This window comes from Wenyingzhuangia sp. IMCC45467, from assembly GCF_054111205.1.
The window spans coordinates 2,062,067-2,087,529 of record NZ_CM134196.1 but is presented as its reverse complement, the minus strand read 5'-3'; the positions used below and the strand labels follow the sequence as shown (position 1 = coordinate 2,087,529).

Here is a 25,463-nt window from a genome sequence, read left to right as displayed (position 1 = left end):
TCGGTCGGGCTTTTACCACTCGCTTTTTGTATACTGAAACAAGTTCAGTATACAAAAGAGCTCAAACAAAGGTGCAATCCCTAACGCTAAAAAACAAAACAGTCTTTTGAGTTTTCAGAAGGCTGTTTTGTTTTATGAGATTCTATAAATTTCTTGAATGTCTTTTAACTTTTCTTCAAAGTTAATTTTTAAATCAATCAATTTACCAGAGTGAATATCAAACACCCAACCATGAACAGTTACATTTCTATCTGCAAATGCCTTTTGATATTGAGAGGTTTTAATCACATTCACACATTGTTCTTGTACGTTTAACTCTACAAGTCTTTTGTATCTTTCTTCTTCGTTTTTAATGGCGTTTAATTCTTTTCTATGAATTCTGTACACATCTCTAATATTACGTAACCAAGGATTTAAAATTCCTAAATCTTCAGATTGCATAGCTGCTTTTACCCCTCCACAATAATAATGTCCACAAACAACTACGTGGTTTACTTTTAAATGGGTTAAAGCATAATCAATAACAGACATGGCACTTAAATCAGTATTAGGAACCATATTGGCTATATTTCTGTGAACAAAAGCATCACCAGGAGCAACTCCCATCAATTCTTCAGCAGTAACACGACTGTCGGAACAACCAATGTATAAAATGTCGGGGTTTTGTCCTTTAGATAGGTTTTTAAAATAATCTTTATCAATGGCTAATTGATTTTGCACCCATTGTTTATTGTTTTTAAATATCTTTTGAACCTTCATGTTTTAGAGCTTTTAGTGTTGTTGTTCCTATCTCTAAGATAGTATTATATACTAAAAAAGAGGTCTTATGACCTCTTTAAAACTTAATGTAATTTTATTTTTAATTAAAAAAGGATACAGAACCATCGTTAACATCATACATGGCTCCAACAATCATAATTTCCCCTTTTTGTTCCATGTCAGCTAAAACATCACTTTCATTTCTAATTCTTTCAATAGTAAGTTTTACGTTTTTTGCAGCAACACTATCAACAAAATCTAAGTTAGATGAAGTTCTTAATTTTTCTTCTTTTGGTTCTGTAATAGAGTTTACAGCAGGTTTAATGTTGTTAAGCATTGCTGTTAGGTTTCCTAATTTAGCATTGTCACAAGCACCTTTAATAGCTCCACAGCTTGTGTGTCCTAAAACAACTACTAGTTTTGTTCCAGCTAACTTACAAGCAAACTCCATAGAACCTAGAATATCTTGGTTTACAAAGTTACCAGCAATTCTAATACTAAAAATATCTCCTAATCCTTGGTCAAATACTAGTTCTGCAGAAACCCTAGAGTCTATACAACTTAAAATTGTAGCAAAAGGAAATTGCCCTTCGCTTGTATCATTCACTTGCTCTAATAAATTTCTATGAGCTTTTAAATTGTCTTGAAATCTTTGGTTTCCTTCTTTTAAAAATTGCAACGACTTTTCAGGAGTCATTGTTGCTTGCGTTTCTTTAGTATGAGCTTTCATCTTTTTGTGTTTTTTATAAGATAAACAGATTAATTAAATGCTAATATTTTCTTTAAAATTACGATTTTACTACTTTTAAATGAGGCATTGGTTGGTCGTACTTATGTAAGTTAACATCTAAGTCTACCAAGGTTAATTCAATTTCTTTATTGGCCGCTTTAATAGCAAAATCTTGAATAATCTCAATAATGTCCAAATGTATAAATTGTGTTTTAGTTGCAATAATAGTTACCCTACTTTTTTGTGGAATTTTATCTAATATTTTTAAAACAGATGCTTTGTTTAAAAAAGTAACGTCTTCAGACAATTCAATGGTGTAAGATCCTATTTCTCCATTTTTAGAGTGTTCTAAAAAATATGGAATTTTGTAATTGTTTCTTAAAATAATAAAAATAGCAACACCAACACCTAAGCCTATACCTATTAGTAAGTCAGTGGCTACAATACCAATAACGGTAACTACAAAAGGAATAAATTGATCTAATCCCTCTTTGTACATTTTTTTAAAAGTAGCAGGGTTGGCTAGTTTATACCCTATAATTAATAAAATAGCCGCTAGAGTTGCTAAAGGAATTTGATTTAAAAGGGTTGGGATTGATAAGATACTTATGAATAATAATATACCGTGAAATATAGTTGAGGTTTTACTTTGTCCTCCTGCTTGTTGATTGGCAGAACTACGAACAATTACTTGTGTTACTGGTAAACCACCAATAAGTCCTGCACACATATTACCAATTCCTTGTGCAATTAATTCTTTATTGGTAGAAGTAGTTCTCTTTTGAGGATCTTGCTTGTCTGATGCTTCTACACATAGTAGTGTTTCTAAACTAGCAACTACAGCAATAACAATAGCGGTTGTATAAACTTTAGGATTGGTTAGTCCATCGCTAAAATTAGGAAAAGTAAAGTTGTTAAAAAATTCAGTAGGTGAGGTTGAAACAGGTATTTCAACTAGAAAACCTGAGTTGATAGGTAAAGCATATAATTGTAACAAGATACCAACTATAACCGCTAATAGTGCACCGGGAATTATGGATAAAAATTTAATGTTTTGAATCGTTTTTGATTGCCATAGGAGTAAAATACCTAAAGAAATAAAAGTAATAATGGTAACATTCATGTCCATACCATTGGTAATATCTTTAATAGATTCTATTCCAAAAGCTTTGGGTATTTGTTTGTAAGAAATTAAAATTCCAATACCAGCAAGCATTCCTTTAATAACTGAAGAAGGAAAGTAGTAGGCAATAATTCCTGCTTTTAAAACCCCCATAATTAATTGAAGTAATCCCCCAATAATTACGGCTACTAGGAATACTTCAAAACTGCCAAGATCTGTAATGGCATTTAGTACTATTACAGCAAGCCCTGCAGCAGGACCACTAACTCCTAAGGCGGAATTAGAAAAACTCCCAACAACAACCCCTCCAATAATACCACTAATAATACCAGAGTACAGAGGTGCACCAGAAGCCAGGGCAATTCCTAAACATAGAGGTAGGGCTACTAAAAAAACAACAATACTTGCTGAGAAGTCTTTTTTAATATTTTTTTTAAAATTATTAGATGATTTCATTCTTTTATGATTTTAAGCACAACGAATAATACACCTTAGTTTAACTGGGTGTAATTTTGTGACTCGATTAATATTTGTTAAATGCTAATTAAGAAGAATAAGAAAATCTGGTGGTGGGGTGTGTATTTTAAAATAAGGTGAGCTAAGTTTTAATAAGGAATGAAAAATAGCATTTGATGAAATGTTGATTTTATTCATTTCAATAGACTCGGAAAAAGAATTGTATTTGTTGTAAACTTCTTTACAAAGTTTGTTGTCTTTTTCATTAGGCTCCTCTTCTAAAAGTTGTAGAGAGGTGTTTTTTTTAGCCATATTGGCTAGGTCTGTAGCAACCTTTAAAGAGGATGCAAACACAATACAAATCACCATAGTAAATATTACTAATAGTACTATAGGTTTGTCTTTGTATTGTGTTTGCATTTTTTTGACTATATCAGGTAATTCTTACCTAATATAATCAAATCCTGTGTAAGGAACTAATACTTCTGGGATTTTAATACCATCTTCTGTTTGGTAGTTTTCTAAAATAGAGGCCATTACTCTTGGTAAAGCCAAAGAACTACCGTTTAAAGTATGTGCTAATTGACTTTTTCCTTCGCTGTTTTTAAAACGTAATTTTAATCTATTGGCTTGGAAAGTTTCAAAGTTAGAAACAGAGCTAATTTCTAGCCATCTGTCTTGTGCTGTAGAAAATACTTCAAAATCATAGGTTAGCGTTGAAGTAAATCCTAAATCACCTCCACACAAATTTAAAATTCTATATGGTAATTTTAATTCTCTTAAAATATTTTTTACATGATCTACCATTCCGTTTAAAGCTTCAGTAGATTTGTCTGGATGTTCAATCCTTACAATTTCTACTTTGTCAAATTGATGTAGTCTATTTAATCCGCGAACATGTGCTCCGTAAGAACCAGCTTCACGTCTAAAACAAGGAGTATAACCTGTTAAACAAATAGGAAAATCATCTTCTTTTAAAAGTTCATCTCTAAAAATATTGGTCATAGGTACTTCTCCTGTAGGAATTAAGTACAAATCATCAATACCTACATGGTACATTTGTCCTTCTTTATCAGGTAATTGTCCAGTTCCCATTCCAGAGGCTTCGTTTACCAAATGTGGAACTTGTGTTTCTTCGTAACCTGCCTCTGTATTTTTATCTAAAAAGTAATTGATTAAAGCACGTTGTAGCCTTGCTCCTTTACCACGATACACAGGGAAACCAGCTCCAGTAATTTTGTTACCTAATTCAAAGTCAATTAAATTGTATTTTTTTGCCAATTCCCAATGAGGTAATGCTTCTGTGTGTAAAGCAGGAATATCACCTTCTTCAAACACGGTTTCATTGTCATCTTCGGTAGAACCAGCAGGAACAATATTGTTAGGAACGTTAGGAATGGTGTATAATAGGTTTAACAAGTCTTGTTCAGCCTTGTTAAATTCTTCTTGTAATTCTTTAGAGCTAACTTTTAATTTGGCAGATTTTTCTTTTAAAATATTTGCCTTTTGAGCTTCTCCAGATTTGTATAATAGTCCTATTTCTTTGTTTAAGGAGTTAGATTCTGCTAAAACAGTATCTAATTTAACTTGTGTGTTTCTTTTTAATTCATCAGTAGCCAAAACTTTATCAATAATAGCTTCTGCATTTTTAAAGTTACGTTTTGCTAATCCAGTCAAAACTTGTTCTTTGTTTTCTCTAATAAAAGGGACTTGTAACATACCTGTAATAATATTTGCAACAAAGTTAAACTTTCCGTTGAAACACAGAAATAAACTTACTTATTAAGATGCGCTACTTGATGTAATTGTTTTAAGGTAGTTTAAACTAGCTGTTTTGTCTTTTTCTAGTTGTTCTTTTAGGCCATCAACAGAATAAAAGTTTTGTTCTTCTCTTAAAAAATGCAGGAATTCAATTTTAATTTCATCATTATAAATGTCAAAATTAAAATCAAAAATATGAACCTCTATGGTTTTGTTTTTGCCACTAACTGTAGGTCTGTTTCCTATGTTTAACATTCCGTAGTAAATATTTTCTTTGTGAGTGGTTCTAACAATATAAGCTCCGTTTTTTGGAGTGAGTTTATAGACTTGTGGAATTTCAATATTTGCAGTAGGAAAACCTATAGTGTTTCCTAGTTGCTGACCTTTAACAACTGTTCCGTGAATAAAGAAAGGAGTTGTTAAGAATTGATTTGCTGTTTTAATATCACCGGCTTGTAATGCAGTTCTAATTTTAGTAGAACTAACAGCAGTATTGTTAATATCTTGAGCTTTTATTTCTTTAATATTAAAGTCAAAAGTATGGCTGTATTCTTTTAGTTGTTCAAAATCACCTTCTCTGTTTTTACCAAAACGATGATCGTAACCCACTACTAATTCTTTTACATTTAATTGATTTACCAGTACATCTCGCACAAAATCAAATGCACTAAGGTTAGAAAATTCTTTATCAAAAGGATGGATCACTAAATAATCTAATTCTGTTTTTGATAATATTTCTATACGTTCTTCAATAGTATTGATGAGTTTGATAGAGTTATTAGCCTGAATAACCATTCTTGGGTGAGGAAAAAAAGTGAGTAATACAGATTTTAATCCTTTCTTTTTTGATTCAGAAATTAGTTGGTCTAAAATTTTTCTATGACCTACATGAACACCATCAAAAGTTCCTATAGTAACTACAGTATGGATGTTTTCTGGAAAATTATGGTAGTTGTGAATTACTTGCAAATTCAAATATATTTAAAGGCAAATTTAAGAATACTATTTTAAAATTAATATTGATGAATAGATAAATAATTAGGGCATTTTTAATAAGAAAATAAAATATAATATTTACATATGTTTATTTTTTGTATTTTACATTAAACTCTATTCAACTATTAATATTATGAAAACTAATTGTTTACTTTTTTTAACGATGTTTTTTTGCATCAATTTTTATGCTCAGCAGAATATTCAGATAAAAGGAAAGGTATTAGAAGAGAAAAACGGAAAACCTGTTACCACGGCAACTATAACTGTTGTGGGGTCTTCGGAAGTTGTGATTGCAGATGACAAAGGAGGTTTTGTTTTAGAATTGTCTCAGTCGTTACCTGTTGAAATTGTTGTCAATGCATTAGGATTTAACGACTATAAATATATTATTACTCAAAGAGAAGAAAATGTTACCGTAAAATTAAAAGAAGAAGCTACTAGTTTAGATGCTATTGTACTTTCTGCATCAAGAACGCCAGAAAGTGTTTTTGAATCTCCCGTGTCTATTGAGCGTATGGGAACAAAACAAATAGAGGCTACCACTGCTGCTACGTTTTATGATGGTTTAGAAAACTTAAAAGGAGTAGATGTAAACACAAGTAGTTTAACATTTAAATCTATCAACACTCGTGGTTTTGCAACTTTTTCTAATACTCGTTTTGTGCAATTGGTAGATGGAATGGATAATTCATCACCAGGATTAAATTTTCCATTAGGAAATTTAATTGGTTTGAATGAGTTAGATGTACAGTCTGTGGAATTATTGCCAGGGGCTTCCTCAGCTTTATATGGAGCAAATGCATTTAATGGAATTTTATTTATGCGTAGTAAAAGTCCTTTTAGTCAAGAAGGAACAAGTGTGTATGGTAAAACAGGAGTTACTTCTTCAGAAAATGCAGGAACAAATGAATTTGTAGATGTTGGAGTTAGAGTAGCTAAAAAAGTAACAGATCAATTTGCGGTTAAATTTACAACCTCTTTGTTAAAAGCAACAGATTGGTTTGCAACAGATAAAAGAAATATTGATGAGGATGGAAATATTGTTTCTGGAAATAGAGATAATAAAATTGATTATAACGGGATAAATATTTACGGAGATGAGGTGAGTAGTGATTTACCTGGAATTGGAAAGATATCTAGAACAGGTTATAATGAGCAAGATGTTGTAAATCCAAATACAGATAGTTTTAGAGCAGCCATTGCCATGCATTGGAAACCTTTTAAGAATAACGATGATACCGAAATTATTTACAATAGTAAGTTTGGAACAGGGAATACCATTTATCAAGGAGCAAGTAGGTATGCACTGCGTAATTTTGTGATGCACCAACACAAATTAGAAATTCAATCCAAACATTTAATGTTACGTAGCTATGTAACTATTGAAGATGCTGGAGATTCTTATGATATTCGTTTTGCTGGAATTAATATCAACAATGAATGGAAAGATCATAGAGCATGGTTTACAGAGTATGCGGGTGCTTATGGGGGGTATGTTCAAGGTGTTGCTGCTGGAAATGATGCAGATGCAAGAGCTTTTGCTGATAGAGATAGGTTGGTTCCAGGAAGTGATGAATTTAATATAGCTTTCAATAAAGTTGTGTCAAATCCAGATTTAACCCAAGGAGCTAAGTTTGAAGATAGTTCTAGATTGTATCATACAGATATTAATTACAATTTTCATGAGTTAATAGAGTTTGCTGAGGTGCAAATAGGAGGATCTGCAAGAAGATATGTATTAAATTCTGATGGAACTATTTTTACAGACCCTTCAGATGGAACCATTACTTACGATGAGTTTGGTGTTTATACACAATTACAAAGAAAACTAATGGAAGATAGATTAAAGTTAACAGGGTCTATTCGTTACGATAAGTCTCAAAATTTTGATGGAAATTTTTCACCAAGATTATCAGTGTCCTTTAGTCCAGACGAAGAAAGAAATCACATTTTTAGAGCCTCTTATCAAACAGGATTTAGAAACCCTACTACGCAAGATCAATACGTTGGGTTAAACTTAGGGAATACAATTCTAATAGGTTCAGCTTCTGATAATCCGATGAGATATAACAAAGCATTTGAGGTTGGTTCATCAGCAGGACAAGCAGCTGTTGGTGGAGCTACTGTTAACTTTAATGGTTTGCAGGGGTATCGTAATTCTTTTACAAGATCTTCGGTAGAAAGATTTGGAGCAGCTGTAACCCAAAGAGCTACAGAAATAGTTGTGAATTCAGGAGGTTCAGTTTCTCCAAGTGATGCAAAAAAACAAGCTGCGGCTGAAAATGTAGGTTTGTTAAAACAATCTAATGTAAATTATGTAAAACCTGAACAGGTAACTTCTTACGAATTGGGGTATAGAGGTAAATTAGGTAAAAATATTGTTATAGATTTAAGCGCTTATTATAATAAGTATAAAGACTTTATATCTATAGTAACAACTGTTAGTCCTCTTTATGGAAATGTATCTGCTATTGTTGGTCCTGCGCAGGTAAGTGGTGATGTAAATACACAATTGTTATTAAATGCTGTTGGAGAAGGTGAATATACTCCAACTTCTTTATATACAAACACAGATGCAGACATTGCTTCTTATGGAGCTAATATTGGATTAGAAGCTAGGGTTTTTGGTAATTTTGATTTTGGAATTAATTATAGCTATGCCAAACAAGATTTTGATCAATCTCAAGATCCAGATTTTGAGACTAGTTTTAATACACCTGAACACAAAGTAAAAGTATCTTTTGGAAACACTAATTTATATAAGGGATTAGGTTTTGGAATCAATGCACGTTGGCAAGATGCTTATTATTGGGAGTCTACTTACGTTGATGGAAGTATTGATGCCAGAACTTTGTTAGATGCACAATTGATGTACGATATTAAAAATTGGAAATCAAACATTAAAATAGGGGGAGCAAATATTTTAGGGAACGAATATGAAGCAGCTCCAGGATCAGGAACAATAGGTTCTCAATTTTATGGTTCATGGACATATAATTTCTAAAAAATGAAAATAAAAATGCAAAACACTGTACCAATTTATATTATAATTAAAAACCCTTCTATTTTTTTATCAAATGAGTTGTAGGCATTGATAAAAAAATTATCTTTGCAATCACTTAATTCAGACTAATTGAATTGAGAGAAAACTAGAAATTAAATTCTTTTAATAGTACAAAAATGTCTAAAACAACAGGAAAAATCGCTCAAATTATTGGACCAGTAATTGATGTTGCTTTCGAAACTGGGACTGAGCTTCCAAAAATTTACGATTCTTTATTAATTAATCGAGCTAATGGGACTACATTAGTATTAGAGGTTGAACAACATATAGGGGAGGGTACTGTAAGATGTATTGCAATGGATTCTTCTGATGGATTGTCAAGAGGTCAAGAGGTAGTTGTTACCGGAGAACCAATTAAAGTTCCTGTTGGAAATAACATTTACGGACGTTTATTTAACGTAAGTGGAGCTCCTATTGATGGTTTACCAGAATTACCAACTGATGGTGATAACGGTTTGCCAATTCACCGTGCTGCACCAAAATTTGAAGACTTATCAGTTTCTACAGAAGTTTTATTTACAGGTATTAAAGTAATTGACTTAATTGAGCCTTATGCAAAAGGAGGTAAAATTGGTTTGTTTGGAGGTGCTGGAGTAGGTAAAACAGTATTGATTCAGGAGTTAATCAACAACATTGCAAAAGGACACGGAGGATTATCTGTATTCGCAGGAGTTGGTGAAAGAACTCGTGAAGGAAACGACCTTATGCGTGAAATGATTGAAGCTGGAATTATCTCTTATGGAGAAGCATTTGAGCATTCAATGGAGCAAGGTGGTTGGGATCTTGAAAAGATTGACCAAGAAAAAATGAAAGAGTCTAAGGTAACATTTGTATTTGGACAAATGAACGAACCACCTGGTGCACGTGCTCGTGTTGCTTTGTCTGGTTTAACAATTGCTGAATACTTCCGTGATGGAGCAGGAGAAGGACAAGGGAAAGACGTGTTATTCTTTGTTGATAACATTTTCCGTTTTACACAAGCTGGATCTGAGGTATCTGCCTTATTAGGACGTATGCCATCAGCAGTAGGATACCAACCAACATTAGCAACAGAAATGGGGGCTATGCAGGAGCGAATTACTTCTACTAAAACAGGATCTATTACATCTGTACAAGCGGTTTACGTACCTGCAGATGATTTAACAGACCCTGCACCAGCAACAACGTTTGCTCACTTAGATGCTACTACAGTATTGTCTCGTAAAATTGCAGAATTAGGTATTTATCCAGCGGTTGACCCGTTAGATTCTACTTCTAGAATTTTAACAGCTGACATTTTAGGGAAAGAACACTATGAGTGTGCTCAAAACGTAAAAGAGTTGTTACAACGTTATAAAGAATTACAAGATATCATTGCTATTTTAGGAATGGAAGAATTATCTGAAGAAGATAAATTAGTAGTTCATAGAGCTCGTAGAGCACAACGTTTCTTGTCTCAGCCTTTCCACGTAGCAGAGCAATTTACAGGTATTCCTGGAGTATTGGTTGATATTAAAGATACTATCAAAGGATTTAACATGATTATGAATGGTGAATTAGATAAGTATCCTGAAGCTGCATTTAACTTAAAAGGATCTATCCAAGATGCGATTGATGCTGGAGAGAAAATGTTAGCAGAAGCATAATCAATGAACAATTTGCAATGAGCAATTAACAAAAGTTTTAATTGACCCATTTGTAAGTATTGAACATTGTTAATTATTAATTATTAATTGATAAAAAATGTATTTAGAAATAGTATCGCCAGAGGCCGTTTTGTTTTCTTCAAGAGTAGATTCAGTTACGGTTCCTGGAACTCAAGGAGAGTTTCAAATGTTGAATAATCACGCCCCAATAGTTTCTGTTTTAGAAAAGGGATTGATTAAAATACATGTTCACACTCAAGAGCACTTAGAGTTAGATGATTTGACTGGAAACATTGAACCACATGCTGATGATGATAAAGTTTTAACTTTAAAAATCAAAAGTGGAACAATTGAAATGAAAGATAATAAGGTTATCATTTTAGCAGATTAATTTATCTAATCAAAATATATAAAAACGCTATCTAATTCTAGATAGCGTTTTTTACTTTTGTACCATGCAGGAATTACCTAATTTATTACAAGAGAAGTTACAGAATAGACGTAAGGAAAACGCTTTAAGGAGTTTGCATATTACGGATCTTTCTGGAATAGATTTCTATTCTAATGATTATTTAGGCTTTGCTAAATCATTAGATATAGCTCAAAAAACTTCTTTAATTTTATCCAAAATAGATGTCCAGAATGGAAGTACAGGTTCTAGATTGATTTCAGGCACCCATAAGTTGCATATATTGGTAGAAAAAGAATTGGCAATGTATCATAGAGCAGAATCAGGATTGCTCTATAATTCTGGTTATGATGCTAATGTAGGTTTGTTTTCTTCAATACTACAAAAAAATGATGTTTTGTTGTTTGATGAATTGATTCATGCATCAGTTAGAGATGGCATTAGATTAAGTCCTTCTAAGAATTATAAATTTAAGCATAATGATTTGGTGGATTTAGAAGCTAAAATTATGCGTTTTAAATCTAATAAAGCTACTATATATATTGCTGTAGAAACCATTTATTCAATGGATGGTGATAGTGCTCCTTTAAAAGAATTGGTTGAATTATGTGATAAATATAATGCATACTTAATTGTAGATGAAGCCCATTCTGGAGGAGTTTTTGGAGATAATGGTAGGGGTTTGGCTTGCGAATTAGGAGTAGAGTCTAGAATTTTTGCTAGAGTTCATACCTTTGGAAAAGCACTTGGTTGTCATGGAGCAGTAGTTTTAGGTTCCGAAGAATTAAGAAATTACTTAATTAATTTTTCTAGAGCTTTTATTTATACCACTGCTATTCCACTACATGCTGTGGCTACTATTAAAGCTGCTTTCTCTGAGTTAAATAATGGTGAATCAATAGATTTATTAAAAGAGAACATTACTTATTTTAAGGAACAATTATATACTTATAAATTAGAGAAATACTTTATAGAGAGTCATAGTGCTATTCAATGCTGTTTGATTTCAGGAAATTCTCATGTAAAAAAAGTAGCTACGGAAATTCAACAACAAGGATTTTTAGTAAAACCAATCATGTCTCCAACAGTTCCAAAAGAACAGGAAAGATTGAGAATTTGTTTACATGCTCACAATACCAAACAGCAAATAAACGATTTATTGTTGTTGTTGAGCTCACTTATAAAAATAGAAGAAATATAAATCAATGTCAAAATCAATTTTTGTAACAGGTATTTCTACAGAAGTAGGGAAAACTTTAGTATCGGCTATTTTAGTAGAAGCTTTAAAAGCAGATTATTGGAAACCAATACAAGCAGGGGAGTTGGAGTTTACCGATGGTGATAAAGTTAAAAGTTTAATTACCAATACTAAATCGGTTTTTCATCCTATTACTTATCCGTTAAAAACGCCTATGAGTCCTCATGCAGCAGCAGATATTGATGGTGTTACTGTAGAAGTTGATAAAATTATCAAACCCAAAACAGACAATCATTTAATCATAGAAGGAGCAGGAGGTATTTTGGTGCCTATCAATCATCAACAAACCATTGTAGATATTATTCCAAAAGAGGCTTTGGTTGTAGTAGTCTCTAGACATTATTTAGGCAGTATCAATCATACCTTAATGACTGTTGAGTTGCTAAAACAAAAAGGTTTTAAAGTAGCATTGATTTTTAGTGGAAATGAACACAAATCAACGGAAGAGATTATTAAAAAAATGTCTGATGTAAAGGTTGTTGGTAGGGTTGATGAATTGCAAGATGTAGACAAACAAAATGTTTATAAAGTTGCAAATTCTTCTATAAAAGAAAATTTAAAACAAGTGTTAGCCTTAATTTAAAGCTTTATTGAAGAATTTTTTGAATAAATCTAATGATAATTAGGTGATTTTTAGTTTTTTACAAATTTTAAACTAGGTTTTTTTGTAAGATGTTAAAAATCAGAATTATAATTATTAAACATTGATATTTGTTATCTTTTTTTAAGACTTAAATGTATTTTTGTCTTATGGAAAAGAAGCACATTGTTTATAATATTTTAAGTTTTTTGTTAATGGCTAAGTTGTCATTATCATCGGTAGGGTTTGCCCAAGGGAGTGAACATTATTTGAGTTTTAAAAATCAAAATTATCAATTAAAAGAATTAGATATTAATACTGATTTTTGTGAATATGCTATTCATTATTATAAAAACAACCAAGTTGTTTACTCGGCACCCAGTAAACAAGTTCGGTACAAGTATAAAACCATTCCTTATGTTCAGTTGTTTTTAGGTACTTTAACTTCTGATGGAGCTATTATCAATTCAAAACCTTTTCCTTTAGATCTTAATTCTAATTTACATGAAGCTTATTTTGCTTTTACTCAAGACGGAAAGTATGTGTATTTTACTACTGGAGATCAAAATATGGGGAAAGGGTTAAGGTATGGTAAGCATTTACAACTATATGGTGCCGAAGTAATTAATAATACATTAGAAAACATTACTCTGTTAGAATTTAATGAAACAGTGGCATCTACTGCCTATCCTTTTTTAGCAAATAACGACAAAACACTTTATTTTTCTTCTGATAGATTTGGTGGTTTTGGAGGGATGGATTTGTATAAGGTAAGTATTATAGCCCCAAATTTTTTTGGTGAAGTAAAAAATTTAGGTAAAGAAATAAATAGTCCTTCTGATGATATGTTTACGTTTATAGATCAAAATGATGTGCTTTATTTTTCATCAAACAGAAAAGGAACCAATGGAGGTTTAGATGTTTATGGAGTACCATTGAATGAAGAGCGTAAGGAAGTATTTCAGTTGCCAAGTCCTATTAATTCTTCTGCAGATGATTTTGGTTTTGTAATGTCTAATAAACAGGGGTTTGTGGCTTCTGATAGAATATCTGGTAAGGGAGCAGATGATATTTATGCTTTTACAGTAAATAGTCTGTGTTCTATATTTGGAAAAGTTATAAATCAAGCAAATAACCAGCCTGTTTCTCAGGCGGATGTTATCATTTTAAAAAATGATAACATTGTAGATACATTAAAAGTAAATACTAAAGGAGTTTTTAAATATAATTTAAGAGCTCATCATAACGATGTGTATAAGATTAAAGCAATAAAAAATAATTTTTGGCCTGATTCTATTTCTATAGGAGAGTTTGAGCAACTTTATTTATCTAAAAATATAGATTTGAAACTCACAGAGAGATATAAAAAAAATCATTTAGGAAATGAAATTTTAAACATTCCTCCTGTTTATTTTACATCTGGAAATTGGAATATTAATAAAAAAGCTGCCTTAGTTTTAAACCAAGTGGTTGATTTTTTAAAGGTTCATCCTAAAATGGTTGTGGAAATAGATTCTCATACAGATAGTAGGGGGAGTTTAAAAAATAATGAGTCTTTATCTGTAAAAAGAGCAAAATCTACCTTAGATTATTTAGTGCAACATGGTATTAATTCTAATAGGTTAATTTCTAAAGGTTTTGGGGAGTCTGTTCCTGTAAATCATTGTATAGATGGGGTTAAATGTACTGAAGAAGAATATCAATTAAATAGAAGAACAGAGTTTGTAATTGTTAAAAAATAAAATGTAAAAATTGTGTTTATAAGTTAGGTAAGGTCAATAATACATTGTTTATTTTTGCTCAAAACAGAAAGGAATGAGCTTAAATACTAGAGATCAAAAACACTTGTGGCATCCGTTAACACAGCATAAAATGACCAAAGATCATTTGGCAATTGCAAAAGCTAAAGGTGTTTATTTGTTTGATGAGCAAGAGCATAAATATATAGATGCTATTTCATCTTGGTATACTTGTGTGTATGGGCATTGTCATCCACATATGGTACAAAAAGTTACGGAACAAGTTTCTAAATTAGATCAGGTAGTTTTTGCGGGGTTTACTCACGAGCCTGCTGTAGTATTGTCCGAAAAATTAATGGAAATATTACCGTCTAATCAACAAAAAATATTTTTTTCAGATAATGGTTCTACAACGGTAGATATCGCTTTAAAAACAAGCTTACAGTATCATTTTAATCAAGGAAAAAAGAAGTTGAGAATTATTGCTTTTCAAGATGCTTTTCATGGAGATACTTTTGGAGCTATGTCTGTTTCTGGATTAGATGTTTATAATGGACCTTTTGAAGATGTAGTATTAAATATTGATAGAGTTGCTGTTCCAAATGAAGAGAATTTGGAGCAAGTAATTTCAGCGTTTACAACTTTGGTTTCTACAGGGGAAGTTGCTTGTTTTATTTTTGAACCCTTGGTGCAAGGTGCAAATTGTATGCGTATGCACAAAGCAGAGCATTTGGATATGTTAATAGCTATTGCCCAAAAAAATGGGGTAATTTGTATTGCCGATGAGGTAATGACAGGCTTTGGAAAAACAGGTAACTTATTTGCTTCTGATGAATTGGAAAACAAACCAGATGTGATGTGTTTGTCTAAGGCATTAACAGGTGGAATGGTACCCATGGGCTTGACAACTTTTACTCAAAAAATATACGATGCTTTTTATGCAGATGAAATAGCTAAAGGTTTTTTTCATGGTCATACATATTCGGCCAACCCAGTTACTTGTGCTGCAGCTATTGCGAGTATAGAATTGATTCAGTCTGATGAAATTCAAACAGGAATAAATATGATTCATAAAAATCATATCGGTTTTTCTGAGAAGTTAACAAATCATTACAGGGTAGAAAATGTAAGGGTAAAAGGGGTGATTTTAGCCATTGACCTTAAAATCACTATTGATAGATATGGAAAGGATAGAAATAAAATATTTACTCATTTTATGTCTAAAGGAATTTACTTAAGACCCTTAGGAAATACTTTATATATTGTGCCTCCATATGTGATTTCGGAAAGTGAATTGAAGTTTATATATAATGAAATATATAGTTACATTAATCAGTTAGATTAATTTTTTAGAAAGAAGAACAATTTGTTCTTCTTTTTTATTTGTGGTAAAAAACAAATAAATATCTCCGCCATCCTTAATACCTGTTTTTTTACGAATGTTGGCTACACTTTCTTTAAAGTTTCGGGTAGTAATATTTGCTTTTTTTTGAGGTAATTTTTTTAACAAAGTTTTTTTGTTATAAGGTAAAACTTCTATAATTTCAAAAGTTCTTCCTGGAAAAGAAATCAAATCATTAGAGGTATATAAATGAGAATGTTGGTGTAGTTTTCCTAACTTAAAATTGTTTGCAACAGCAGAAAATCCCCCAGACTTCAAAATAGCACTATTGGGTTCGTATAGGTATTTTAGAGGTAAAGAAAGCTCATAATTATATTCTTTTTGATAGACATAACTGAAATGTTGATTCTCTTTTCCTATATTGCTTGCTTGTATGGTAATTTCATCAGAATAATTTTTTTCTATAAAAACCAATACTTCTTTCACTTCGTTTTGAAGGGCTATTATGTGGATTTCTTTTACAAATTGTAACTCTTGAATACAACTTGTAATGTCCATTAAAGGAGAGTTTTTAATTAAAATACAAGAACTCTTTTTAAACAAATCATTTAAGTGTAAAGGAACATTTGGTAAACAATCCTCTAGTAAAAAAACCTTCCCTTTGATGTAATTTCTTCTAGAAGGGTCTATGTAAATCCAATCGTAAGTTGTGGTATTATTAATAATGTAGTCAATACCATTACCATCAACAGTAATAACATTATCAATGTTTAGTTGTTTTAGGTTGTGATGAACAATTTTAGACAACTTACTATTAAGTTCACAATGTGTAACGGATTTAAAATGTTTGGCAAAAGAAACATCATCTACTCCAAAACCACCAGTAACATCAATAATACTGTTTCCTTTAATTAAAGAACTTTTAAATTTTGCAGTGGCTTCAGATGAGGTTTGTTCTATATTTAATTTATTAGGGTAATAAATGTTTTTTGAATGAAACCAACTAGGTAGTTTTTTTTCGCATTTCTTTTTTGCTTCAATTTGTTCAATGAGTTCTGTTGTAGGAATATCAGAAAATGGACTCCCTGTTAAGACCAATTTGGTAATGTCAGTTTGTAGGTTTTTAGAAATAAAATCCTGAACTTCTTTTTGTAAAATGGCTGTATTCAAACTAAAAATCTTTGGTCAGTATTTTTACTGCTTGGTATTTGTAAAAAAACTCTTTAGCAATTACTTTTAAAGCGGTGTAAACAGGAATAGAAATTACCATTCCTAAAATTCCAAATAAGCTTCCAAAAATCATAATAACCAAAAATATTTCTAAAGGGTGAGATTTTACACTTTTAGAAAATATAATAGGTTGACTAATAAAGTTATCTATTAATTGAGCTATTCCATACCCTATCATAATATATAAAGTATTGGGTAAAATTTCTGTTTGAAAATCTAAATCTAAATTATTGGTAGTGGCCAAAATAAACATTACAACTGCTCCAATTAGAGGGCCAATGTATGGAATAAGGTTAAATAAAGCGCATAGAAGAGCTATAATAATGGGATTGTCAATATTAAAAATAGTTAAAAGTATGGTATAGATGCAAAACAAGACACTTATTTGAATAACCAAACCAATAAAATAACGAGACAATAAATCTTTAATGGTTTCCATAGACCTAGCTGCATGTGCAATATGTTGTTTAGGAATTAAAATAAAGGTTCCTTTGGATAGAATTTTAGCATCTTGCATAAAGAAAAAGGTGATGAATAACACCGAAAACAATCCCATGCTAAAAGATCCTAATTTTGCTAGTATAATGTTGATAATATTGGGGATGTTTTTAACGCCTGGCAAAAAATCTATATTCTTGGTTTTTTCTAAAATATCAATATTGTGTAATAATAAATAATCGTTTACTTCATTACTGATATGACTAATATTTTGTTTAAAAGTATCAGAGTTTAATAAAGCAATATTTTCACTTTGTTTACTAATTAAAGGAGCAAATAAGTTGATGACAATTCCTATAAATAAAGTGTAAATAAGCATGGTTGTAATAACGGCCAAACTAGCTTTAAACTTTAATTTTTGTTTAAAAAACCTAACCAAAGGTCTAGATATTAAAGATAAGACAGCGGAAATTAGTATGTAAATAATAATGGTTTGTATTTGTACAAAAAACCACAATAAACCAAGAGTTCCAACAAGTATGGCAATGGTTCTTAAAAGTCCGTTACTAAGTGTTTTTGCGGTCATAATTTTTTAAGTATTCGTTAGAAAAGTCCATGAGTTCCTTAAAAAAGGCTGTGAAATCTTTTTCAAAAATAGTGTAATTATCTTTTAAGTCTACTATCGCTTCGTTCATTTTAGAAATCCCTTTGGTGCGAATATTCATATCGTGCATAATTTCTCCAATTCCTTGTATGGTTCTGTATTTATACAGCCAATTTTGTTTAGACATATAGGGGAGTAAATGTTGTGCTCTGTCGGGTAAAATAGAAAAGTAATTATCAAATAATTGATATACTTCTTGACTAAAAGTATTTAAGGGAATGTTTGAGTATTGTTGCCAGTTTTTGGCTAAAAAATGATCGTAAATTAAATCTATAATAACGCCTTTGTACAATCTATATTTGTTGTCTAATCTTCTTTTGCTTTGTCTAAAAATAGGATGTTCATCTGTAAAAACATCAATAGCTCTGTGCATTTTAACTCCAAATTGTATGTCTTGAGAAAAGTGTTGGAACTTATTTCCTTTAATAGTGTCTGCAATAAAGTTTCCTATAATAATTTCTTTATTGGAGCCAGCTAGATATAAATGGGCAAGAAAATTCATGGGCAGGTTTTAAAAGATGAAGTTAACAAAAAAAGGCGTTTCACAAGAATGCGAAACGCCTTTTAAATATAGATAGTATAGTTAGTTACTTAACATTACAGGCATTACCAACATGGTAATTTCTTCTCCCTCTTCTGTACCATCAGCAGGAGTTAAAATTCCAGCTCTGTTTGGTAAAGACATTTCTAATTGCACGTTGTCTGATGCTAAATTGTTTAGCATTTCTGTTAAAAAACGAGAATTGAAGCCTATTTCTAAATCATCTCCTTGATACTCACAAAGCAAACGTTCTTTGGCTTTGTTAGAAAAATCAATATCTTCAGCAGAAATATTTAATTCTGTTCCAGCCATTTTTAAACGAATTTGATGTGTTGTTTTGCTAGAGAAAATTGATACACGTTTGGTTGAGTTTAAAAATGATCCTCTTGAAATGGTTAATTTATTAGGATTTTCTTTAGGAATTACGGCATTGTAATTAGGGTATTTTCCATCAATTAACCTACAAGTTAAAGTTACATTGTCAAAAGTAAACTTAGCGTTAGATTCGTTGTACGATATAGAAACTTCTGCATCAGAAGTAGCTAAAATTCCTTTTAAAATATTCAAAGGCTTTTTAGGCATAATAAATTCAGCAGTTTCATCAGCTTTTACATCTGTACGAGTGTATTTTACCAATTTGTGAGCATCTGTAGCTACAAAGGTTAAGTTTTCGGTTCCAAATTGAAAGAAAACCCCGCTCATTACAGGTCTTAAATCATCATTACCAGCAGCAAATATAGTTTTAGAAATAGCGTTTGCTAATACATTTGCAGGTACAATAGTAGTACTTGGGTTTTCTAAAGAAACGGCTTTAGGAAAATCACTTCCTTCAAAAAAAGGCATTCCATAATTTCCTTGTTCTGAAGTGATTTCTACTTCGTTATTTCCTTCAATTTTAAAAGTTAAAGGTTGGTTAGGAAGTGTTTTTAAAGTATCTAATAATATTTTTGAGGGTACTGCAATAGCTCCTTCACTATCAGATTGTACTTCAATAGTAGTAGACATAGTAGTCTCTAAATCCGAAGCAGATATTTTTAATTCGTTTTCGCTTAATTCAAATAAGAAATTATCTAAAATAGGTAAGGTGCTGCTTGCGCTAATAACACCGCTTAAAACTTGCAATTGCTTTAACAATTGAGAGCTTGATACTATAAATTTCATATGGTTATGTTGTATGGAATAATACTTTAAATATAGTAGCTAATATAGGTTGAAAACCTGTTGATTCCAATAAATCTTTTGAACATAATTCAGTAAACTGTTAATAACCTTTTGAGTTGTTAAATAGTTAAGAGTTGTCGTAGAAAAGTAGATTGTAATGTTGTTAATTATATTATTATTGGCTAGATAGGTAAAAAAGGGATTGTTAATCTCTTTAACTCTTTAATCAATCAACTTCTAAAACCTACGCTTTCTAATATAAAAATTAATCAATCCAAAAAAGCTCAACAATGCAATAGGAATTGTTAAATTAATCAATTGCCATTTAAACTTTTCTTGATAAGCTTTTGGTTTGTTAATGGTGTTTAATACCAGTTTTTTTGAGCGTAGCTGAATTAAACCGTTGTCATTTAATAAATAATTTACGGCATTCATTAAAAACTCTTTGTTGTGGAAAAACTGATTGTTCCATTTGTCTAGCCCAAGTTCTAAGGGTTGTCCTTTACTTATTTGATTTGTACTGATGTCTCCATCTGCAATCACAATCATTTTGTTTTGAGTTCCTTGGCTGATAAAATTATTTTGAAAAGGTTTTATTCTATTTCTGTAGGCAGATTTAAAATTTCCTTCTAACAAAATTCCTAATATTTTAGAACCTTCATTGTAGGATTTGATGTTTGCATTTTCGGCAATACTGGCCAAATCTACATAACTTGGAACGGTAAGTGTTTTGGTTAAATTAGAACTTTCTAATAAAGGCGTTTTTTTTATGGTTGGATTTAAAGTATCTATACTATTGGCAAATTCTAATTTTATTTCTCCAATATTTTTACTGATGACATGCTTGTTATTGCTTTTTATTAACGGATAATAATCCCATAAAAATTCATCAAACTGAGTGTTGTTGCCTACTTTTCCAGTAGCTAGTGGAATACTAGCAGCATATAAATCTCTTACCAAATGTTTTTTGAAGCGAACTCCGTAGTTAAACAAATAATCGGTTAAATTTAAATCACGTTGATAAGCCAACACTTTTCCGTTTTGCATCAAACTATCTTTAGGGGTGTGAACCATGTCTAGCAACCAAATAGATTTTCCTCCGTTTATGGTGTATTGATCTAATGTGAATTTTTCTGCTTCGGTAAAAGCTTCAGTAGGTTTGCTAATAATAGTCAAATCAAACTGTTGTAACTCTTTTAATGTTTTCTCAGGGTTGCTGGCAATTGAGTCTAAGGTAAAAGGAGCCATGTAGTAATTTTCTCCTAAAGTTTTTAGCCAATCATATTGGTAAATATCTTGTAGTTCTCCATTTCCCTTAAGTACAGCTATTTTTTGTTTTTTTATAGCCGTTACTTTTTGAATGGCATTGGCAAAAGCAAATTCTAAATGCTGAATAGAGTTTTCTATTTGACTATCTTGATTTTCAAAACCAGAATTTTTTAATAAGTTGACCAATGCTTTTTTTTGTCCGCTACTTACAATAGCATAAGGAAAAATAACACTTTCAGATACTTTTCCATCTTCTTGAACGGTCAATCTACTTGGAGACAATCCTTGCTTTATAAGGCTTTCTTCTTTTCCTTGTGGATGGATAAACCTATAAGAAATTCTACTGTTTTTACTTTTAAGTTCTTCTAAAAAATAAGCAGTTTCTTTGCTGAGTCTTTCAAAATCAAAAGGCAAATCGCCTGTTAAAAAAACAGAAATAACAATTTGCTTTTTAGTGTTTTGTAAAAGTGTTTTTGTGGGTTTAGAAACAGAATAACGTTGGTCGTTGGTTACATCCCATCTGTAGTGAATGTTAACGGCAATAATGTTGACCAAAATAAGCAACAGAACAATAAAAAAAATATGTTTTTTCTTTTTAGTCATTGTCTAATTTTAATTTGGTAAAAGCTAAAAAAGCAAAACAGATAGAGATAAAATAAACAAGGTCTGTAGTGTCAATCACTCCTCTGCTAATGCTATTAAAATGTTCTGGAATTCCTAAAGTATTCCATCCGTAAGTAGATGTTTCTGATAAGTTTTCTAGGGCAGGAAATCCAAAATATAAGACCATGTTAATCAAAATACTTAAAATAAAAGCACTGATGTTGTTTTGTGTTGCAATTGAACTAAAAATTCCGATAGCTATATATGTAGCGGATAGTAAAATCAATCCTAAATAAGAGGCAAAAGTGCTCCCTAAATCTATATTTCCAACAGGGTTTCCTAATTGATAGGTGCTGTAAACAAAAACCAAAGAGGGTATAAGGGTTATACAAATAATACCCACATAAGCCCAAAACTTTCCAAGAATAATGCTAGAATGAGAAATGGGTAAAGTTTTTAAAATTTCTAAAGTTCCGTTGTTGTATTCATCGGCAAAACTCTTCATGGTAATGGCAGGTATTAAAAAAGCCAAAACCCATGAGCTGTTGTTAAAAAATGCGTTGATATTGGCAAAGCCACTGTAAATAATATTACTGTATCCTTTAAAAACCCAAAGTAACAATCCGTTAATTAACAAAAAAGAAGCAACCAATAAATACCCCACGGCATTGCTAAAAAAAGATTGTATTTCTTTGTTAAAAATGGCTTTCATTAGGCAGAAGTTTCTTTTTCAAATTCAATACTAATACTACTTCTATAATCTAATCCTAATAAGCTAGAAGCTCCTCCAACGGTTTGTAAATTGCTCTTATAAATGGCAATTTCTAAATAACTACCAGAGTTGAACAAAGCCAATTTACTACCAGCAGAATTTCGTTCGTTTACCGGTAAGTTAAAATCAACAATATCGCTGTATTTGCTTAGTACTTTTTTAAAGTTATATCTACCTGCAGATAAAGTAAATTTTCGTCCTTTACCTACTTGGTTAAATAGTTCTTTGGTAATGTTAGAAATGACATTACCATAATTATCAATATAAATAACAGAGCCAATAATTTTAGATTCCGATACAATTTGTGGTTGCAATTCTACCATTTTGGTAATTTCTTGCAACGGTTTTCCTATAACTTCTAAAGTTCCTCCTCTGGCAATATGACAAGCTACATTCACAAAAACATCTAATACAGAAAAACTGGTTTCAATTCTATCGTGAATGTTAATTTCTACCACTTTTGTTGGATTAATTTCCGAGGCAATCATAGACATAATTCCATTGTCTGGACAAACAAAATAATGACCATCTAACAATAAGGCAATGTGTTTGTTTTCTGGTGTCATTTCGGAATCTACCCCAATAATATGAATGGTTCCTTTTGGAAAACTTTTGTAAGCATTTTTTAAAATATAGGCTGTTTCTGTAATGTTAAAAGGAGAAATTTCGTGCGAAATATCAATCACTTTAGCATCTGGTAACAAGGTAAATATAGCTCCTTTTACTGCAGATACAAAATGATCTTTTCTTCCAAAATCTGTAGTTAAGGTAATAAATGCCATACAAGGGGAGTGGTAATAAGTTTTTTGTGATAATTATTCTAAGCAAATTTACAGAATTGTAAATGATATTTATGTACTTTGTAAGGGCAATTTATAAACAGATTTTTAGCTTGAACGAACGCTTAATTACCCTAGAAGAAATCAATCCAATAGACTTTTTTGGATCTAATAACTCACATTTAAATTTGATTAAATCTTACTATCCTAAATTAAAATTAGTGGTAAGAGGAAATATTATCAAAGCTTACGGAGAACCTATTTTGTTAGATGAATTTGAAAAAAGAATTCAGGTATTGGTTAATTATTTAATTAAATACAACAAGTTAGATGAAACCAGTATTGAGCAATTGTTGTTGGCTTCTCAAATAGAATTGCAAAAAAAACGTGTGAACGATGATGTGCTAGTGCATGGAGTTGGTGGAACCTTTATAAAGGCACAAACTGAAAATCAACAAAACATGGTAAAAGCGATGGCAATTAACGACATGTTGTTTGCTGTAGGGCCAGCAGGGACAGGTAAAACTTATACTGCAGTTGCCATGGCGGTAAGGGCTTTAAAAGAAAAAGAAGTAAAGAGAATTATTTTAACAAGACCAGCAGTAGAATCTGGTGAGAATTTAGGTTTTTTACCAGGAGACATGAAGGAAAAGTTAGATCCGTATATGCAACCACTTTACGATGCTTTACGTGATATGATTCCTGCTGAACGTTTGGCATCGCATATGGAAAAAGGAGTCATACAAATTGCTCCTTTGGCTTTTATGCGTGGAAGAACCTTAGACAATGCTTTTGTGATATTAGATGAAGCTCAGAACACTACTCATAGTCAAATGAAAATGTTTTTAACCCGTATGGGGAAAAGAGCCAAGTTTGTGATAACGGGAGATCCTGGGCAAATAGATTTGCCAAGAAAACAAGTATCAGGTTTAAAAGAAGCTTTATTGGCTTTAAAGGAAGTAAAGGGAATTGCACAGGTATATTTAGATGGAAAAGATGTGATTCGCCACCGTTTGGTAAAAGAAATAATTACAGCTTATAAAAGTATAGAAACTGAATAAGATCAAAGTTTTAAAGTCAGCAAGTTTTTAAAGGATTTAAAAATAGAGATAGTTGTTAGAGGTGTTATGAGGTTCAAACTTTTAACTTTACAAACTTTAATTACTTTATAAACTTTAACTACTTTTGCATCAAATTAAATTCCGAGATGAGTAACACAATTAACGATACCAATTTTAATTTTCCTGGTCAAACGGCTATTTATAAAGGAAAAGTTCGTGAAGTATATACGGTAAACGAAAAATTAGTGATGGTAGCATCAGACAGGCTTTCTGCTTTTGATGTCATTATGCCAAAACAAATTCCTTATAAAGGACAGATTTTGAATCAGATTGCGGCTAAAATGTTAGAAGCAACCAAAGATATATGTCCAAACTGGGTATTGGGAACACCAGATCCTAATGTAACTGTGGGGTATGCTTGCGAGCCTTTTAAAGTAGAAATGGTAGTACGTGGTTACTGTACAGGTCATGCTTGGAGAACTTATAAAAGTGGAGAAAGAGTGTTGTGTGGAATTACCATGCCAGAGGGATTAAAAGAAAATGATAAGTTTCCAAATCCAATTATTACTCCAACAACCAAAGCAGATTTAGGAGATCATGATGAGGATATTTCACGTGAAGATATTTTAGCTAAAGGAATTGTATCTCAAGAAGATTACGAGCAATTAGAGGCTTATACCTTGGCTTTGTTTAAAAAAGGAACAGAGTTGGCTGCAGAAAGAGGATTGATATTGGTAGACACCAAATATGAATTTGGAAAAACAGCCGATGGAAAAATTGTGGTGATTGATGAAATTCACACCCCAGATTCTTCTCGCTATTTTTATGCTGATGGGTATCAAGAAAGACAAAACAACGGAGAGGCTCAAAAGCAATTGTCTAAAGAGTTTGTTCGTCAGTGGTTAATAGAAAACGGATTTCAAGGAAAAGAAGGGCAACAAATTCCTGAATTAACAGACGGAAAAATAGAAGAAATTTCTAACAGATATATTGAGTTATACGAGCAAATTACAGGAGAGAATTTTGTGAAAGCAGATATTTCTAACGTGTTAGATAGAATAGAAAAAAACGTAACAGCGTTTCTTACAAAGTAAACAACGTTA

At 31.4% G+C, this 25,463-nt stretch carries 22 protein-coding genes; 9 read left to right on the top strand and 13 right to left on the bottom strand.

Annotated features, from left to right (window positions below; genetic code table 11):
- Positions 1 to 132 precede the first annotated feature (132 nt).
- The 6 genes from ACXGQT_RS08895 to ACXGQT_RS08870 form a co-directional block, all read right to left on the bottom strand.
- A complete protein-coding gene (locus tag ACXGQT_RS08895; protein ID WP_457828246.1) occupies positions 133 to 759 on the bottom strand; it encodes a carbonic anhydrase in 627 nt (208 codons plus the stop codon).
- 100 nt (positions 760 to 859) lie between these two features.
- Positions 860 to 1,519, bottom strand: a complete 660-nt coding sequence (locus tag ACXGQT_RS08890) for a carbonic anhydrase family protein (protein ID WP_457830810.1) — start codon at positions 1,517 to 1,519, stop codon at positions 860 to 862.
- A 28-nt stretch (positions 1,520 to 1,547) separates the two neighbouring features.
- On the bottom strand, positions 1,548 to 3,068 hold the full coding sequence (locus tag ACXGQT_RS08885; RefSeq protein WP_457828245.1) for a SulP family inorganic anion transporter: 1,521 nt from the start codon (positions 3,066 to 3,068) through the stop codon (positions 1,548 to 1,550).
- Positions 3,069 to 3,152: 84 nt separating this feature from the next.
- Positions 3,153 to 3,488, bottom strand: a complete 336-nt coding sequence (locus ACXGQT_RS08880; RefSeq protein ID WP_457828244.1) for a hypothetical protein — start codon at positions 3,486 to 3,488, stop codon at positions 3,153 to 3,155.
- 24 nt (positions 3,489 to 3,512) lie between these two features.
- Positions 3,513 to 4,787 carry a serine--tRNA ligase gene (serS, locus tag ACXGQT_RS08875; protein ID WP_457828243.1) on the bottom strand — a complete coding sequence of 425 codons (1,275 nt, stop codon included), beginning with the start codon at positions 4,785 to 4,787 and terminating at the stop codon, positions 3,513 to 3,515.
- 63 nt (positions 4,788 to 4,850) lie between these two features.
- Complete coding sequence (locus ACXGQT_RS08870; protein ID WP_457828242.1) at positions 4,851 to 5,798, bottom strand: bifunctional riboflavin kinase/FAD synthetase; 948 nt, start codon at positions 5,796 to 5,798, stop codon at positions 4,851 to 4,853.
- 160 nt (positions 5,799 to 5,958) lie between these two features.
- Between ACXGQT_RS08870 and ACXGQT_RS08865 the strand changes: the two genes are divergently transcribed.
- The 7 genes from ACXGQT_RS08865 to bioA all read left to right on the top strand — a co-directional run bounded on the left by ACXGQT_RS08865 (position 5,959) and on the right by bioA (position 15,845).
- Entirely contained in the window at positions 5,959 to 8,829 is a 2,871-nt protein-coding gene (locus tag ACXGQT_RS08865; RefSeq protein WP_457828241.1) for a TonB-dependent receptor, read from the top strand.
- A gap of 176 nt (positions 8,830 to 9,005) precedes the next feature.
- Complete coding sequence (gene atpD / locus ACXGQT_RS08860; RefSeq protein WP_457828240.1) at positions 9,006 to 10,514, top strand: F0F1 ATP synthase subunit beta; 1,509 nt, start codon at positions 9,006 to 9,008, stop codon at positions 10,512 to 10,514.
- A 97-nt stretch (positions 10,515 to 10,611) separates the two neighbouring features.
- The gene (locus tag ACXGQT_RS08855) at positions 10,612 to 10,905 is read left to right on the top strand and encodes a FoF1 ATP synthase subunit delta/epsilon (protein WP_457828239.1); all 294 of its coding nucleotides are present in this window, start codon (positions 10,612 to 10,614) and stop codon (positions 10,903 to 10,905) included.
- A gap of 64 nt (positions 10,906 to 10,969) precedes the next feature.
- The gene (locus ACXGQT_RS08850) at positions 10,970 to 12,124 is read left to right on the top strand and encodes an aminotransferase class I/II-fold pyridoxal phosphate-dependent enzyme (protein ID WP_457828238.1); all 1,155 of its coding nucleotides are present in this window, start codon (positions 10,970 to 10,972) and stop codon (positions 12,122 to 12,124) included.
- 4 nt (positions 12,125 to 12,128) lie between these two features.
- Positions 12,129 to 12,764: a dethiobiotin synthase gene (bioD, locus tag ACXGQT_RS08845; protein ID WP_457828237.1), complete on the top strand. Its 636-nt coding sequence runs from the start codon at positions 12,129 to 12,131 to the stop codon at positions 12,762 to 12,764.
- Between the two features lie 167 nt (positions 12,765 to 12,931).
- Positions 12,932 to 14,503 carry an OmpA family protein gene (locus tag ACXGQT_RS08840; RefSeq protein WP_457828236.1) on the top strand — a complete coding sequence of 524 codons (1,572 nt, stop codon included), beginning with the start codon at positions 12,932 to 12,934 and terminating at the stop codon, positions 14,501 to 14,503.
- A gap of 73 nt (positions 14,504 to 14,576) precedes the next feature.
- On the top strand, positions 14,577 to 15,845 hold the full coding sequence (gene bioA, locus ACXGQT_RS08835; RefSeq protein WP_457828235.1) for an adenosylmethionine--8-amino-7-oxononanoate transaminase: 1,269 nt from the start codon (positions 14,577 to 14,579) through the stop codon (positions 15,843 to 15,845).
- On the opposite strand, the gene ACXGQT_RS08830 is transcribed toward bioA, so the two are convergent.
- The 7 genes from ACXGQT_RS08830 to ACXGQT_RS08800 all read right to left on the bottom strand — a co-directional run bounded on the left by ACXGQT_RS08830 (position 15,837) and on the right by ACXGQT_RS08800 (position 23,302).
- On the bottom strand, positions 15,837 to 17,012 hold the full coding sequence (locus ACXGQT_RS08830; RefSeq protein WP_457828234.1) for a THUMP-like domain-containing protein: 1,176 nt from the start codon (positions 17,010 to 17,012) through the stop codon (positions 15,837 to 15,839). The two genes, bioA and ACXGQT_RS08830, sit on opposite strands and share 9 nt — an antisense overlap.
- A gap of 1 nt (position 17,013) precedes the next feature.
- Complete coding sequence (locus ACXGQT_RS08825; RefSeq protein WP_457828233.1) at positions 17,014 to 18,096, bottom strand: AI-2E family transporter; 1,083 nt, start codon at positions 18,094 to 18,096, stop codon at positions 17,014 to 17,016.
- Positions 18,077 to 18,676 (bottom strand): acyl carrier protein phosphodiesterase, encoded by a 600-nt coding sequence (locus tag ACXGQT_RS08820; protein ID WP_457828232.1) that lies wholly within the window; start codon positions 18,674 to 18,676, stop codon positions 18,077 to 18,079. The genes ACXGQT_RS08825 and ACXGQT_RS08820 overlap by 20 nt, the downstream gene beginning before the upstream one ends.
- Before the next feature lie 81 nt (positions 18,677 to 18,757).
- Entirely contained in the window at positions 18,758 to 19,876 is a 1,119-nt protein-coding gene (gene dnaN, locus ACXGQT_RS08815) for a DNA polymerase III subunit beta (RefSeq protein WP_457828231.1), read from the bottom strand.
- 237 nt (positions 19,877 to 20,113) lie between these two features.
- Entirely contained in the window at positions 20,114 to 21,748 is a 1,635-nt protein-coding gene (gene gldG, locus ACXGQT_RS08810; RefSeq protein WP_457828230.1) for a gliding motility-associated ABC transporter substrate-binding protein GldG, read from the bottom strand.
- Positions 21,741 to 22,460 (bottom strand): ABC transporter permease subunit, encoded by a 720-nt coding sequence (locus ACXGQT_RS08805; protein WP_457828229.1) that lies wholly within the window; start codon positions 22,458 to 22,460, stop codon positions 21,741 to 21,743. The genes gldG and ACXGQT_RS08805 overlap by 8 nt, the downstream gene beginning before the upstream one ends.
- The gene (locus tag ACXGQT_RS08800; RefSeq protein ID WP_457828228.1) at positions 22,460 to 23,302 is read right to left on the bottom strand and encodes an SAM hydrolase/SAM-dependent halogenase family protein; all 843 of its coding nucleotides are present in this window, start codon (positions 23,300 to 23,302) and stop codon (positions 22,460 to 22,462) included. Before ACXGQT_RS08800 ends, ACXGQT_RS08805 begins: the two co-directional genes overlap by 1 nt.
- A gap of 110 nt (positions 23,303 to 23,412) precedes the next feature.
- Here ACXGQT_RS08800 and ACXGQT_RS08795 point away from each other — a divergent pair, with 110 nt between their 5' ends.
- Together ACXGQT_RS08795 and ACXGQT_RS08790 are read left to right on the top strand one after the other, a co-directional pair.
- Positions 23,413 to 24,360 carry a PhoH family protein gene (locus ACXGQT_RS08795; RefSeq protein ID WP_457828227.1) on the top strand — a complete coding sequence of 316 codons (948 nt, stop codon included), beginning with the start codon at positions 23,413 to 23,415 and terminating at the stop codon, positions 24,358 to 24,360.
- 146 nt (positions 24,361 to 24,506) lie between these two features.
- Positions 24,507 to 25,454, top strand: a complete 948-nt coding sequence (locus ACXGQT_RS08790; RefSeq protein WP_457828226.1) for a phosphoribosylaminoimidazolesuccinocarboxamide synthase — start codon at positions 24,507 to 24,509, stop codon at positions 25,452 to 25,454.
- Positions 25,455 to 25,463 lie beyond the last annotated feature (9 nt).